10 protein-coding genes and 1 tRNA gene are annotated in these 14,661 nt (G+C 40.6%); 6 read left to right on the top strand and 5 right to left on the bottom strand.

Annotated features, from left to right (window positions below; translation table 11 throughout):
• The first annotated feature begins 40 nt into the window (after positions 1–40).
• The 5 genes from NLF99_RS15775 (at position 41) to NLF99_RS15755 (ending at position 6,153) form a co-directional block, all read left to right on the top strand.
• Positions 41–2,278, top strand: a complete 2,238-nt coding sequence (locus NLF99_RS15775; protein WP_254529490.1) for a nitric-oxide reductase large subunit — start codon at positions 41–43, stop codon at positions 2,276–2,278.
• A 4-nt stretch (positions 2,279–2,282) separates the two neighbouring features.
• Positions 2,283–3,005, top strand: coding sequence for an iron-sulfur cluster repair di-iron protein (gene ric / locus NLF99_RS15770; protein WP_185213439.1), 723 nt, complete (start codon positions 2,283–2,285; stop codon positions 3,003–3,005).
• Between the two features lie 272 nt (positions 3,006–3,277).
• Complete coding sequence (gene nirK / locus NLF99_RS15765; protein ID WP_254529488.1) at positions 3,278–4,717, top strand: copper-containing nitrite reductase; 1,440 nt, start codon at positions 3,278–3,280, stop codon at positions 4,715–4,717.
• A 48-nt stretch (positions 4,718–4,765) separates the two neighbouring features.
• On the top strand, positions 4,766–5,530 hold the full coding sequence (locus NLF99_RS15760) for a formylglycine-generating enzyme family protein (protein WP_254529486.1): 765 nt from the start codon (positions 4,766–4,768) through the stop codon (positions 5,528–5,530).
• Positions 5,531–5,538: 8 nt separating this feature from the next.
• The gene (locus NLF99_RS15755; protein ID WP_214648472.1) at positions 5,539–6,153 is read left to right on the top strand and encodes an SCO family protein; all 615 of its coding nucleotides are present in this window, start codon (positions 5,539–5,541) and stop codon (positions 6,151–6,153) included.
• An 87-nt stretch (positions 6,154–6,240) separates the two neighbouring features.
• Here NLF99_RS15755 and NLF99_RS15750 read toward each other — a convergent pair whose 3' ends face one another.
• The 5 genes from NLF99_RS15750 to NLF99_RS15730 form a co-directional block, all read right to left on the bottom strand.
• Positions 6,241–6,837, bottom strand: a complete 597-nt coding sequence (locus NLF99_RS15750) for a 50S ribosomal protein L25/general stress protein Ctc (RefSeq protein WP_185213441.1) — start codon at positions 6,835–6,837, stop codon at positions 6,241–6,243.
• Positions 6,838–7,010: 173 nt separating this feature from the next.
• Positions 7,011–7,967: a ribose-phosphate pyrophosphokinase gene (locus NLF99_RS15745; protein ID WP_185213442.1), complete on the bottom strand. Its 957-nt coding sequence runs from the start codon at positions 7,965–7,967 to the stop codon at positions 7,011–7,013.
• A 200-nt stretch (positions 7,968–8,167) separates the two neighbouring features.
• Complete coding sequence (locus tag NLF99_RS15740) at positions 8,168–8,800, bottom strand: response regulator transcription factor (RefSeq protein WP_185217735.1); 633 nt, start codon at positions 8,798–8,800, stop codon at positions 8,168–8,170.
• Positions 8,793–10,754 carry a sensor histidine kinase gene (locus NLF99_RS15735; RefSeq protein WP_254529484.1) on the bottom strand — a complete coding sequence of 654 codons (1,962 nt, stop codon included), beginning with the start codon at positions 10,752–10,754 and terminating at the stop codon, positions 8,793–8,795. Before NLF99_RS15735 ends, NLF99_RS15740 begins: the two co-directional genes overlap by 8 nt.
• Positions 10,755–11,222: 468 nt before the next feature.
• A tRNA-Gln gene (locus tag NLF99_RS15730) sits at positions 11,223–11,293 on the bottom strand.
• Between the two features lie 264 nt (positions 11,294–11,557).
• Between NLF99_RS15730 and NLF99_RS15725 the strand changes: the two genes are divergently transcribed.
• Positions 11,558–14,581 carry a DUF2723 domain-containing protein gene (locus NLF99_RS15725; RefSeq protein WP_254529483.1) on the top strand — a complete coding sequence of 1,008 codons (3,024 nt, stop codon included), beginning with the start codon at positions 11,558–11,560 and terminating at the stop codon, positions 14,579–14,581.
• Positions 14,582–14,661: the final 80 nt, after the last annotated feature.

Genomic DNA, 14,661 nt, shown 5'->3' with positions numbered 1-14,661 from the left:
AAGCTATGGGACCATCTTATCATGCTAAAGCCTTTAAAGAATGAAAAGAGAGAAAAAATTATGGTGGGCCTTTATCCTCGTGGTAGTATTGTCATTTTCAGTACTGCTATACTACGGTTATGAGATCTACCAAGTTTCCCCGCCAATTCCAGAAAAAATCGTCGATGAATCTGGAGAAACTATTTTTACGGAACAAGATATTAAGGATGGACAGAATATTTGGCAAAGTATAGGTGGTCAAGAAGTAGGTTCCATTTGGGGGCATGGTGCTTATGTCGCTCCAGACTGGACTGCAGATTGGTTGCACCGCGAAGCCTTACATATATTGGACATCTATGCAAATAATGAATTTTCTAAACCATATGATGAAATAGGCGAAGATCAACAGGCCATGTTGGCAACCCGCTTAAAATCTAAGATCAGGAAGAATACCTTCGATGCAGCTAGGAATACCATTACTGTTGATTCTGATCGAGTATCTGCCATCAAAGCACTTTCTGAGTATTACAAAGGGTTATTTACCAATGATCCCAAATTCGACCAGTTGAGAAAGGATTATGCCATTCCGGTGAATTCCATCAAGGATGAAGCAAGGATGCATAAGATGAATGCCTTTTTCTTCTGGGCTACTTGGGCGACCGTGACCGAAAGGCCCGATTCTAAGGTTTCATATACCCATAACTGGCCTAACGAAAAATTAGTGGGCAACGAAATGACCATGGACCTATTAGCTTGGTCAGGAGTAAGTATCATCTTATTGATCTTTTGTGTGGGTGCTTTGGTTATATGGCAAGTTAGGGCCGGGGCTGAAGATGAACTGCTCTATCCAGCTGAAGATCCTTTGTTGAGACAGGGGGTTACACCATCCATGAAGTTGGTGAAGAAATACTTCTGGATAGTCAGTCTCTTGATGCTGGTACAGGTCGGTTTAGGGATTGTCACTGCTCACTATGGTGTAGAAGGGGATGGGCTGTACGGAATTCCGATCGATCAATTCCTTCCTTATTCGGTTACCCGTACCTGGCACACCCAATTAGCCATCTTCTGGATTGCAACCGCATGGTTGGCTACAGGGCTTTACATTGCGCCAGCAGTTTCCGGAAAGGACCCTAAATTCCAGGTCTTCGGCGTGAACTTTCTTTTTATCGCGCTACTGATCATCGTGGTTGGTTCCATGTTTGGGCAATGGTACGGTGTCATGCAAAAACTGGACTTGGTCCAAAACTTCTGGTTTGGCCATCAAGGCTATGAATATGTGGACCTAGGAAGGTTCTGGCAGATTTTCCTTTTCGTTGGTCTCTTCGTCTGGTTAGCCTTAATGGTGAGACCATTGTTGCCGATCTTGAAAAATGGTGGCGAAGAAAAGAACCTGATCGTGATGTTCCTTATTTCCTGTTCGGCCATCGCCCTGTTCTATGGAGCAGGTCTGATGTGGGGTAGACAGACAAATTTAGCCATTGCGGAATATTGGCGTTGGTGGGTAGTGCATTTATGGGTAGAAGGTTTCTTCGAAGTATTTGCAACCGTGGTTATGGCATTCCTGTTCGTTCGCTTAGGATTATTGAAACCTAAGAGTGCAACTTCCAGTGTATTGTTCTCCACCATCATATTCCTGTCGGGCGGTATCCTCGGAACCTTTCACCATTTATATTTCTCAGGAACGCCAACTGCAGTTATGGCCTTGGGTGCCACCTTCAGTGCTTTGGAAGTTGTTCCGTTGACCATCATTGGATTTGAAGCCTACCATAACTATAAGATTTCAAAAGCCACAAAATGGTTGGAAGATTACAAATGGCCAATCTATTTCTTGATTTCCGTTGCGTTCTGGAACTTCCTGGGAGCAGGAGTCTTTGGATTTATCATCAATCCGCCAATTGCACTTTATTTTGTGCAAGGCTTAAATACCACGCCTTTACATGGTCACACCGCATTATTCGGTGTCTATGGAATGCTTGGGATTGGTTTGATGCTTTTTGTACTTCGAAGCCTGTATCGCGATGTCAAATGGAATGATAAATTGATCAAGGTCGGTTTCTGGAGCTTAAATATCGGATTGCTGGGAATGGCGCTCCTCAGTTTGCTGCCTGTAGGAATCTGGCAAGCCATTGAAAGTATTGGGCAGGGTATGTGGTATGCCCGTTCGGCCGAGTTGATGCAAGAACCTGGTATGGTATTCCTGAAATGGATGCGGACCCCTGGGGACATCATTTTTGCCATCGGGGTATTTGCATGTGCTTGGTTTGTATTTGATTTAACACTTAAAAATAATAAACAATAAAATCATGGAAAACTTAATAAATGAAAAAATCGGTAATGTTGTGGCAAAGAATTTTAAAACAGCTGCTGTATTTACCAAGTATGGAATGGACTTCTGTTGTGGTGGCCAAGTTGCCATTGGAACAGTTGCCGATAAAAAAGGGATCAATAAGGATAGCTTATTGGATGACCTAAACAATGTATTGAATGAATCTGCCGGCGAGCAAATAGATTTCAATTCATGGCCTTCGGATTTATTGGTATCCTATATCGTAAAAACACATCATAGATATGTGCGGGAAAAAACACCGGTTCTTTTGGCTTACCTAAATAAAGTGGCTCGTGTACATGGTGAAAGACATCCTGAACTCTATGAAATCAATAAATTGTTCGAAGAAAGTGCGGTGGACCTAGGTCATCACTTGGAAAAAGAAGAAAAGATTCTTTTCCCATATATTGAAAAATTAGAGGAAACAAAATCAAATCCAGCAGCCTATGTTCAGCCAGGATTCGGCTCCGTTCAGAACCCGATCAGCATGATGATCCATGAACACGAAACTGAAGGTGGCCGCTTTGCAAAAATTGCTGAATTGACAGACAATTATACTGCACCAGAAGATGCCTGCAATACCTATCGTGTTGCCTTTGATATGCTCCGCGACTTTGAACAAGATCTGCATAAACATATACACTTAGAAAACAATATCCTATTTCCCAAATCCATCCGATTAGAGGAAAATACGAAATAAGATTCTCCATAAATTTTGACTCAATTTTTGCGCCAGCAAAAATCCTTAAACACCGTTGAATAAATTTTTTATTGAAAAAAGAGGCTCTCCCAAAGCCTCTTTTTTCCGTTTTTAGCCAGCTTTTATGGTGCATGATTTTCGTCAGGAATTTTGTCATGAAAATGTAATGAAGGCCACTTTTTTGTATGGTTAGTGTCATTTAAAAACACTCAATTTTGCGGTATTTTTAATTATTAAGAAAGAGGAAGATAAATTAACAATAATGCTGAAACATGAAAAACAAAGTCACTTTATTTAGTATACTATTGGGGGTTACCATGGCATTTACTGCCTGTAAGCATTCTGCAGAAAATAAACAGATCGATACGACCAAGATTCCGGTCAAAGGGGAAATCGTAGCGGAGCTTACTTCGCCACCCTTAGTGCCGAAACCTGTCGGTAAACGAGATGCTGCAAAACTAAAAGTAAGCCTTGAAATATTGGAATTAGAAGGTGAGATGGTCGATGGGGTTAAATATACCTATTGGACTTTTGGAGGTTCCGTTCCTGGCCAGTTTATTCGCGCCAGAGTAGGGGATGAGGTTGACTTTTTGCTTAAAAACCATCCCGACAACAAACTGCCTCACAATATTGACTTACATGCCGTAACAGGTCCCGGTGGTGGTGCTGAATCCTCATTGGTTGCGCCTGGGCATGAGGTTTCATTTTCCTTTAAATGCTTGAACCCTGGTCTTTTTGTTTATCACTGTGCTACAGCACCTGTAGGTATGCACATTGCCAATGGAATGTACGGTTTGATCCTTGTCGAACCAGAAGGTGGATTGCCTCCAGTGGATAAGGAATTTTATGTGATGCAGGGTGATTTCTACACCGAAGGTTCCTATGGTGAGCAAGGCTTACAGGCATTTGATATGAATAAAGCCATCAAAGAAGAAGCTGATTATGTAGTTTTCAATGGTAATGTAAGTGCTTTGGTCAATGAAAATGCCCTTCAGGCCAAAGTTGGTGAAACCATCCGTCTTTTCGTTGGAAATGGTGGTCCTAACTTAGTTTCCTCTTTCCATGTTATCGGTGAAATATTTGATAGAGTGCATGTGGAAGGCGGTGATCTGATCAACGAAAATGTCCAAACAACCCTGATTCCCGCAGGTGGTGCCGCCATGGTAGAGTTTAAGGTCGAAGTACCGGGTACCCTGGTGTTGGTGGATCACTCCATATTCCGTGCCTTCAACAAAGGTGCCTTGGGTATGCTGAAAGTGGAAGGTGAAGAAAACCACCAGATCTATTCGGGTAAAATCATGGAAGGAATCTATCTGCCAGAAGGAGGTACCATTCAACATATGCCTAAAAAGGCTAGGAAAACATCCGTTATTGCCAAAACACCAAATCAATCCATTGCAGATGGAAAAGCAATCTTTGGCAGAACCTGTTTGGCTTGTCACCAGAGTGAAGGACAAGGGATCAAAGGTGTATTCCCTCCATTGGCAAAGTCTGATTTCTTGAACAACAATAAAGAAAAAGCAATCGATGCGGTCTTGTTCGGTTTGAAGGGTGAGATAACCGTCAATGGCGAGAAATATAACTCAGTCATGCCAGGACAGGCTTTGTCTGATCAAGAAGTTGCCGATGTGTTGAACTATGTATATAACAATTGGGACAATAATAAGACTTTCGTAACTCCTATTAATGTGAGGGATCGTCGCGCAAAATAATATCGTTTGGGAGCTGTGATGTAGCTTCGCCAGACTCTAGGAGAATTGATGATGTGGAAAATTTTTAGATATCTACTGTTGGGCCTGCTCAGTTTTCATGCCGCCCAAGCACAAGATATGGTCCTGATCAAAAAGGGTAGCTATGTGCCATTATATGGTACTGCAGATAAGCGTCCCGTTGCAGTGAAAGCTTTCTATCTGGATGTCTTCCCTGTCACCAATCAGGACTACCTGGAATTTTTAGAGACAAATAAAAGCTATAGCAAATCGCAGATCAAAAAATTGTTTGCTGATAAAAGCTACTTGGCTTATTGGAAGTCTGATTTTGACTATGCACCGGCCAAGGCTAAGGCTCCAGTGACCAATGTGTCCTGGTATGCTGCCAAAAAGTTCTGTGAAAGTAAAGGGATGCGCTTGCCGACCATGGATGAATGGGAATATGCCGCGATGTCGGATGCCAAAACCATGGATGCCAGGACCAAAAAATCCTATAATCAATATATCCTAAGTTGGTATGAGACGGCTAAGACCTATAATAATGAAGTCGGGAGTACCTTTAAGAACTATTGGGGAGTATATGATATGCATGGATTGGTCTGGGAATGGACTTCCGATTTTAACAGTATCTTTTTGACTGGCGAGTCCAGGAAGGATAAAGGGGAAGATGGGAACCTGTTCTGCGGAGGGGCTTCTGTAAATGCCTCCGACCTGATGAATTACGCTGCATTTATGCGCTATGCTTTTCGGGGAAGCATGAAAGCTTCCTATAGCAGTAGAAACCTTGGTTTTCGCTGCGCAAGAGATGTAAAATAGATAATGATATGATGAAGAATTTATTAATGGCCTTGTTTGCGTTTGGGTTATTGGCTCAAGCTTGCCAGAATCCTGAAACGAGTACCCAGGTAGAGCTCAAACAGCCTACCCTGACGGACTCTCTTTCTGACCTCTCCGTTTATAACCTTCCCTCGCATTGGACCAACCAGAATGGGGAAGAAATGGAGCTGAAAGATCTAAAGGGAAATGTCGTGGTCGCGGTCATGATCTATACATCCTGTAAGGCTGCATGCCCAAGATTGGTCGCCGATATGCGCCATATTGAAAAAACGGTGAAGTCCAAGAACAAGGACAAGATCAAATTCTTATTGGTCAGTATTGATCCAAAGGTCGATACACCGGAAAGGCTCAAGCAATTTGCCATTGAAAATGAAATGGATGGGGAGCAATGGATATTCCTGAGGTCCAATGAGGAAGATACCCGGGAGTTTGCAGCAACCTTGGCGGTGAATTATAAACAGATATCGCCAATTGATTTCTCGCATTCCAATATCATCAGCTTATTCAATGCTCAGGGCGAATTGGTTTATCAACAGGAAGGTTTAGGGGTCGATTATGCTCCAACCATAGATGCTATTGAAAAAGAAGCATCCAAGATCTAGGAAACATTTAACTCTTATATATTTAGTTTGAACAAAGAAGGCATCGATATTTCGATGCCTTCAATTTTTTTATACTGTGCCAGTAAATTATTTTTTACCACCTTTAGCAGCTTTCGCAGCTTCTTGCTCAGCTTGACGAAGAGCACGTGACATAGTAACGGAAACGATCGTATCGTCAGCGTTGTTTAATACTTTAGCATCAGTTAAAGCTACTTGGCCTACACGGTAAGATTTACCAACTTCAAGACCTTCCATAGGAACCTCGATTTCTTGAGGTAAGTTGTTAGGAAGAGCTTTAACGCGAAGGTTACGTAATTTTTGAACTAATTTACCACCCATTTTAACACCTGGAGAAGTACCTACCAATTTGATTGGAATGTTCACAGAAACTTCTTTGTCATCAAATAATTGTAAGAAGTCTACGTGAGTAACTTCGTCAGTTAATGGATGGAATTGAGCTTCTTGAACGATAGCTTTTGATTTTTTGCCACCGATTTCCAATTCTACGAAGATAACTTCTGGAGTGTAAAGAACTGGTTTCAAATCAGCTGCGGATACCGAGAAATGTGTTTGTTCTTTACCACCGTAAAGAACTGCAGGGATTTTTCCCTCGTAACGCAATTCCTTAGCATCTCTTTTCCCTACGTTCTGTCTTGCAGAACCGCTAATAGCAATTGATTTCATGTTTTAATATATTAAAATTTGAGGTGCAAAGATAATCATTAAATTGAATTGCTGAAAGATTTTTTGGTCCTAATGCGAAAATAAATTGCTGTTAATCTGTGGGCTACATCTCCAAAAAGAAGAAAGGATGCCTTTTTGAAGCATCCTTTCCCTTGTTCTATGAGAATAATGGTTTATTTAACGTCGAATAAATCCGAAATAGAACCATGTTCATTTACATTCTTGATAGCATTTGCAAATAGATCTGCGGTAGAAAGAACCTTGATTTTTGTGCTTTGAGCAGCCTTCTCCGGATTCAGTTGGATCGTATCGGTAACAATCATTTCTGATAATACGGAGTTTTCAATGGTTTCATATGCTTTACCTGATAATACAGCATGTGTACATACTGCACGAACAGATCTTGCGCCATTTTCCATGATCAGGGCAGCAGCTTTTGAAAGCGTACCTGCAGTGTCACAGATATCATCGATCAATACCACATCCTGTCCTGTAACATCACCGATGATGGACATCGATTCAATTTCATTAGCACGTTTTCTGCGTTTGTCACAGATAACAACCTCTGCATTGAAGAATTTAGCAAAAGTACGAGCTCTGTAAGATCCACCCATGTCTGGAGAAGCGATCATCAAGTTTTCCAATTTCAATGATTTGATATATGGAACGAAGATAATGGCACCATCTAAGTGATCAACAGGGATATCGAAGAATCCTTGGATCTGAGCAGCATGCAAGTCCATGGTCATGATGCGGTGTGCACCAGCAGCAGTGATTAGGTTTGCGATCATTTTTGCTCCTATTGCAACACGTGGTTTGTCCTTACGATCCTGACGTGCATACCCAAAATAGGGAACAACTACCGTGATGTAATGCGCTGAAGCACGCTTAGCTGCATCGATCATCAACAATAACTCTAATAGATTGTCTGTGGGTTGATTGGTAGATTGGATTAAAAACACATCACTACCGCGAACGGACTCGTTGTAGAATGGTTGAATTTCGCCGTCAGAAAACTTCGACAAAGTCATGTCTCCTAGGGGTTTTCCGTAAGATTTTGAAATCTTGCCTGCTAGTTCTAAAGTTCCTGAACCAGCAAATAATTTTACGGTGTTAAATTGCAAAGGCATGGTGAAATGATTTATTGGGGTTTTTATATTGATATTTCGATTTCTGCAGCATTTTAAAGCTTCTTTTGAGCCTGTTAACTTTATGTAGCCGCAAAGTTAGATAAATGTTTCAGAATATAAAATATGAATAGGGATTGCCTACAATATCCTTACATCCTTTTCGCTCTTTTATATATTTTGATGCATTTGTTATCAACGAATTATATCATCTTGTTCTCTATGAGTAACACCAATAGTTCACTGCTGTTTTTGACATTGAACTTTTGCAAAAGATTCTTACGGTATGTATCTACTGTAAATTTGCTCAAGGATAGCTCAGAAGCAATTTTGCTGGTCGTTTTTCCCTGGGCCAACAATTGAATCAATTGCTTTTCCCGTTTCGTAAGTGAAGGCAAACTCTGCGTCTGCTTCGATTGGCTGGACAAGATGTTCTTGACCTCCGCACTCAAAGCGGTTTCACCTCTTACCACTTGATCCAATCCTTCCATAATTTCTTGCGAAGGAACCTCCTTGAGCAGAAAGCCCGAAGCTCCGTTTTCAAGCATCATGGAGATTACGCTGTACTCAGCTTGATTACTTAACCCTATGACTTTTGTCCTCGGACTTTCTATCTTTATTTTTTTGCATACTTCCAGACCATTGATGTCTGGCAGAGAAATGTCCAATAGGACAATATCAATATGATGATCATGCAAATAATTTAAAATAGAAAGGCCATTAGAGAAACAGATTAAATCATATTGCCTGTTCCATTTGGACAGAACTGATTTAAGTCCCTCAATTACGATAGGATGATCGTCGACTAATGCTAGTTTTTTCCTTCCTTCAGACATTTAATTCAATATTAACCGTTGTCCCTTCGGAAATCGTGGAATCCAATTCAAAAATTCCCTGCATCAGATCAATCCTTCTTCTGATATTGTTAATTCCCATCCCCATGTTGTTTTTCAAGATATCTTTGTCAAATCCTTTGCCATTATCCTCAAGCATTATGAAAAATTTATTTTCCGCCTGGCTGCACTGAACCAAGATCTTACTAGCCTCAGCATGCCGGATACTATTGGTCAGCAATTCTTGGATAATCCTATAGATATTTAGTTGTTTGTCTTTAGAAAGGCTGTCCTGGATTGTAAAGGAATGATATTCCACCTGTAGGTGTTCAGTGGCTAAGGATGCACAAAGATCTTTGAGTGCTATATCCAATCCAGACTGTATTAAAGTACCTGGCATCATGTTCCTGGAAATGCCCCTGAGGTCGGATATCGAGTTTTCTAATTGCTTGTTGATTTCCTTCATCAATGCCGGCGTATTGCTCTCGGAGTCCATCGATAGTTTATACTTTATGGCTGATAAGGTACCGCCCAATCCATCATGCAATTCTCGAGCTATCCTATGCCTTTCATTCTCCTCAGCATGCATGACAGCCTGTGCTACCTCGATTTTATTCTGTTGCTCCAACATATTGAGCTTTATTTTACTCGTTCGTCTATTGTTTTGGAAAACATAGATCAAGAAAAGAACCAGCAAAAGCAGAATAAAACTTCCTACTGCTATTAAACTGTGTATTAACTGTTGATTTTTGTGGATTAAACTGATCTGCTCGTTGTCTGATTTGAGTTGGTTGATCTGCCTTTCCTTTTGTGATAATTGCAATCTTTTTTCCATGGCATTGATTTCTTTCCTGGAATCCTCATTATAGACGGAGTCCCTGATCTGAAATGCCTGTCGCGCATATCTATAGGCCGATGGATAATCATGAAGTTTCTCATAAACCTCGGCCAATTTGGAATATCGAATAACCGTGTTGATGGCCGATTTATAGGGCTCGTATTTCATGCCTTGATAAAGAGCGTCCTTGGCCTGTAGGAAATTGTTGCTGCCAAAATATGCTTTGTACAGCTGGAAGTAAAGTGCATTGATTTTATAGGTATGCGAATCGGATACATTGTCCCTCTTTGCAGATTCAATTGCGGGTAACAATAATTTTTTTGCGGCTAAGAACTGCTTCGATTCATTAAGGTGATTGGACTTAACGGCAATGAAATCATAGTAAAGGCTGTTGTCCCTGATTTCCATAGCGACTTGTTCCGCTCTGTCAATAAATATTTTTGCGGAATCCAGATTTTTTAGGAAAAGAAAATTCCTGGCGGTATTGACGAGTATTTCCAAATGATCTGCCTGATCAACGGGCTGATGAGCCTCCATGGTCTTTAATCCTTTATGAAAATATTGGGAAGCAGTCTGGTAATCCTGATTATTCATGAGCATCATCCCGATCTCGCCAAAATAGAGTGCAGTCTGTCCATGGTCCTGTGCCTTTTGGGAAAGAGGGATGCTATGGTCGATCAAGATTTCCATAAACCTTTTAGGCTCTCCAAGGAACTGGTATTGCACCCCGATATTATGCCATGATTTCGCCTGAAAGGCAAGACTTTCCTTGCTGTGTGCCTTTTCAAAGTACGCAATAGCGGATTTATATTCCCGAATGGCAATTTCAGAATCTAGGTAAAAATAGATGCCTGCATAATAATGGTGGTAAAGACCGGTCAGGAAATTGTTGTTCTGTATTAACTTTCTTCCCGACTCTAGGTAGGACTTGGAGAGTGTTGTATCTTTATAGTAATAATCAGAAAGCAAAAAGTTTGCTCGCGCTTTGATGCTGTCTGTTTTACCCGTTTTTTGTACATGGATTAAGCTATCCACAATCGGGTTTGGCTTTAAGGATTGCTGTCCTAATACCCCAATGCTGATATGAAGAAAAAGAAAAAGGTAGAAGCTTTTTTTCATGTGAGTAGCAAAAGTCAAATATGCTTAAATAACTCGCATTAAAAAATACCTAATAATAGGAGGGTACAGATCCATAATACTCGAATATAGCATTTCTGCATCGGTATATTTAGCTTATTCCTAGCTGGTATTAAGCAGATGTTTTGGGTTATATATTGACCTTATTCGAGACATATTCCGAAAATTCGCAAAATGACCTAATCAATAGTCAACAATTCGGCTTAGTATTTTCGATGAATTCTCGAATATGTCTCGAATAAGAGTGGGATAAAAGCAAGACTTAAACTTCTGTTTTTTAGAATAAGATTCGAATGGATGTAGGTTTTATATTGAGTAGTTTCTACTGAAATCCTAATTTTTTGCTATTCGTGTCAAATGGCTATTTGTCAGGGTTTTAAAAATTTTGGTATTTTGGTTTTCCAATAAACCAAAAAAGGCTCGAAACATTGTTTCAAGCCTTTTTTTGAGTTGCCCAACCTGGATTCGAACCAAGACAAACGGCACCAAAAACCGTCGTACTACCATTATACTATTGGGCAAACTTTTGTGGTTTTGTCATCGGGTTGTTCCCTTTTGACGATGCAAATATACGTCGAGTTTTCTATTCTGCAAATAAAAAAGTGCGTTAATTATTAAATATACTGATTTTCAAGCCGATATTTTTTCACTTTATCTTTCATTAGACTATCGGTAGCTAAGATTATGGGTTTTTACTGCTAGAAATTAGAAACTATTTGTCTAATTATAATTTGTATTCCTTATTTTCGAAGCATAATTTTTAGAAAACCCTTCTATATTTTAGTATGAACTATAAAAAAATCAATAACCTGTTAGGATGGGTAGTGGGTATTATTGCTACACTGACTTACATTTTGACGCTTGAAAAGACAACAAGCTGGTGGGATACAGGTGAATTTATTGCTTCGGCGTACAAATTACAAATTGTGCATCAGCCGGGAGCACCCTTATTTTTGATGATCCAAAACCTTTTCTCCAACCTTGCCATGGGTGATAACTCCCGAATTGCATATTGGATGAACGTGGGATCGGCAGTATGTAGTGGTTTGACCATTACCTTTTTGTTCTGGACCATTACTGCACTTGCCAAGAAAGCTTATGTTAGTTTGAGTGCTAAAGAGGAAATCTCGGAAGGTAATCTGATCAAGATCATGGGAGCAGGGGTTGTAGGAGCATTGGCTTATACTTTCTCGGATACATTCTGGTTTTCAGCAGTTGAGTCTGAGGTTTATGCCATGTCTTCATTGTGTACTGCAGTTGTGTTCTGGGCTATACTAAAATGGGAAGCTAAGGCTGATGAGCCAGGGGCAGACCGTTGGTTGATCCTAATTGCTTATGTGATGGGGCTATCCATTGGGGTTCACTTATTGAACTTATTGGTTATTCCAGCAATAGCCTTGGTAATCTATTTCAGAAGAACGTCCAAAGTTACTGGAGGCGGTATTGCCAAAGCCTTGATCATTGGGGTAATTGTATTAGCGGTGGTTTTATGGGGAGTAATTCAATTTCTGATCAAATTTGCAGCATTCTCTGACCTGTTTTTTGTTAACAGTCTAGGGCTTGGATTTGGTACAGGTGCTACTTTCTTCACTTTATTGGTTGCTGGTCTGTTGCTTTTCGGTATCTGGTATTCCTGGAAAAACGTAAAACCTATCTTGAATATTTCCTTGTTGAGTTTGGCATTCGTAATCTTTGGATATAGTTCATTTACCATGATCATGGTAAGGGCAAAGGCGAACCCAACTTTGAACAACTCTGATCCTGACAACGTATTTACCTTCTTAAGTTACCTGAACCGTGAACAATACGGCGATGAGCCTCTGTTAAAAGGAAGGTACTTTGATGCTAAACCCACTGATGTATTTGAGACAGGAAACATCTACCGTAAGGACGGAAATAAATATGTCGTAGCGAAGAAAAAATTCGATTATACATGGAGCCACAGCACCTTGTTTCCGCGTATATATTCCGATAAACATGAATCCTATTATAGAGAGTTCTTGAATTTAGGCCCAGATGAAGTGCCTACCATGGTCGATAACTTAAAGTTTTTCTTTGGTTATCAGATTGGACAGATGTACAGCCGCTACTTTATGTGGAACTTCGTAGGTCGTCAAAATGACCAACAAGGGCAGGGTTCATTTACCGAAGGTAACTGGATTTCGGGTATCAAACCGATAGATAATGCAAGATTGGGAGGTCAATATGCCCTTCCAACTTCAGAATTGGAAAATGCAGGTAGAAATACCTATTTCTTCCTACCATTGATTTTGGGAATCTTAGGGGCAATGTGGCAGTTCAAGAAACAGCAACGTGATGCTTCTGTAGTGACCCTATTGTTCTTCTTTACAGGTCTTGCCATCGTATTGTACCTAAACCAAACTCCTTTGCAGCCACGTGAACGGGATTATGCCTATGCAGGTTCCTTCTATGCATTCTGTATCTGGGTTGGTATGGGTGTAATTTGGATTGCAGACTTATTGTCGAAGAAAGTGAATGCCAAAAATGCGGCCATTGGGGCAACTGCCGTTTCCCTACTTTGCGGACCGGTTCTATTGGCCAGCCAAAACTGGGATGACCATGACCGTTCGGAGAAATTCTTGGCCCGTGATATGGCAAAGAATTATCTGGAATCATGTGCGCCGAATGCCATCCTGTTCAGTTATGGTGACAACGATACCTATCCATTATGGTATGTTCAAGAGGTTGAAGGTTTCCGTACAGATGTGCGTGTCGTGAACTTAAGTTTATTAAGTGCAGATTGGTACATGAAACAGATGATGCACAAAGTAAATGATGCAGATGCATTGCCATTGAACATCGATCCTGAGAAAATCAAGGATGGTGTTCGTGATGTAATCTACTTCAGTGACATGAATATCCCTGGCTATGTAGATGTTGAGGATCTATTGCAAATCATGCTTTCCGATGAACAACAATATAAGGTACAGTTGCAAAGTGGAGATTGGGCAAATATCCTTCCAACGAAGAATATGCAATTGAAGATTGATAAGCAAGCGGTAATAGCTAACAAAGTAGTACCTAAAGAGTGGGAAGATGCTATCGTCGATACCATGCAGTGGAATTACAGTGGAGGTATCGTAAGTAGAGCAGACCTCTCGATCATGGCTCTATTGGCAAACAACGGATGGAAGCGTCCTATTTATTTTACTTCGACTACTCCAGAAGAGAATATGATCGGTCTAGAGAAATTCCTGGTTTCTGAAGGTTTTGCCATGCGCCTGATGCCAGTTGCTTTAGCTGCTGAAGGTGAAGTTTCAGGACCGATTACCGATGTGGAGGGAACTTACAATAATATCATCAACAAATTCACTTGGGGAAATATCGCTCATTCCAAATACCTAGATCCAGATTCATACCGCTATATCAGCATGTATGCTGGTAATATCTTTGGTGAAACGGCTCAAAACCTATTGTCAATGGGCAAGAATACCGAGGCTAAGAAATTGGTGAACAATGCCTATGAGAATTTGCCTAAGCGTCCTTACTTGATGTCGGAAGTGTTTTCTTATACCTCCTTGATCGATGCTATGTACAAATCAGGTGAAGCCGAGAAAGCAAATGAAATCGTGAAAAGAAACCTGAAATTCCTTCGCGAAAATATGGCTTACTACATGAACATCGCTGAAACTAAGCCTAACCTAGAATTTAGAAATATGCGTTTCGGCTTGGCAGCTATCCAGAATTACCAAAGGGTATTGACGGATGCCAAACAACAAGATCTATTGAAAGAAGTTAATCAGATCTTTGAAACTTATAGACCGTTATACGAAGCAGCAAGTCAATAAGATTTTTGCTTTGAAAGGGAAAAGGGTTGCCGTTCGGCAACCCTTTTTTTGTGGGGGGATGTATTCGGGTATTTGAACCA

The sequence above is a fragment of the Sphingobacterium sp. LZ11T8 genome, from assembly GCF_024261425.1.
GTDB lineage: Bacteria > Bacteroidota > Bacteroidia > Sphingobacteriales > Sphingobacteriaceae > Sphingobacterium.
The sequence above is the reverse complement of the archived record's forward strand: the minus strand, read 5'-3'. Positions and strand labels throughout refer to the sequence as shown.

What these genes read in the sequence shown, in the direction of transcription:
- NLF99_RS15740 (WP_185217735.1), bottom strand. Translation starts at nt 8,800, where the DNA reads ATGTCTGAAGGAAGGAAAAAACTAGCATTAGTCGACGATCATCCTATC.
- NLF99_RS15725 (WP_254529483.1), top strand. Translation starts at nt 11,558, where the DNA reads ATGAACTATAAAAAAATCAATAACCTGTTAGGATGGGTAGTGGGTATT.
- nirK (WP_254529488.1), top strand. Translation starts at nt 3,278, where the DNA reads ATGAAAAACAAAGTCACTTTATTTAGTATACTATTGGGGGTTACCATG.
- NLF99_RS15775 (WP_254529490.1), top strand. Translation starts at nt 41, where the DNA reads ATGAAAAGAGAGAAAAAATTATGGTGGGCCTTTATCCTCGTGGTAGTA.
- NLF99_RS15735 (WP_254529484.1), bottom strand. Translation starts at nt 10,754, where the DNA reads ATGAAAAAAAGCTTCTACCTTTTTCTTTTTCTTCATATCAGCATTGGG.
- ric (WP_185213439.1), top strand. Translation starts at nt 2,283, where the DNA reads ATGGAAAACTTAATAAATGAAAAAATCGGTAATGTTGTGGCAAAGAAT.
- NLF99_RS15745 (WP_185213442.1), bottom strand. Translation starts at nt 7,967, where the DNA reads ATGCCTTTGCAATTTAACACCGTAAAATTATTTGCTGGTTCAGGAACT.
- NLF99_RS15760 (WP_254529486.1), top strand. Translation starts at nt 4,766, where the DNA reads ATGATGTGGAAAATTTTTAGATATCTACTGTTGGGCCTGCTCAGTTTT.
- NLF99_RS15750 (WP_185213441.1), bottom strand. Translation starts at nt 6,837, where the DNA reads ATGAAATCAATTGCTATTAGCGGTTCTGCAAGACAGAACGTAGGGAAA.
- NLF99_RS15755 (WP_214648472.1), top strand. Translation starts at nt 5,539, where the DNA reads ATGATGAAGAATTTATTAATGGCCTTGTTTGCGTTTGGGTTATTGGCT.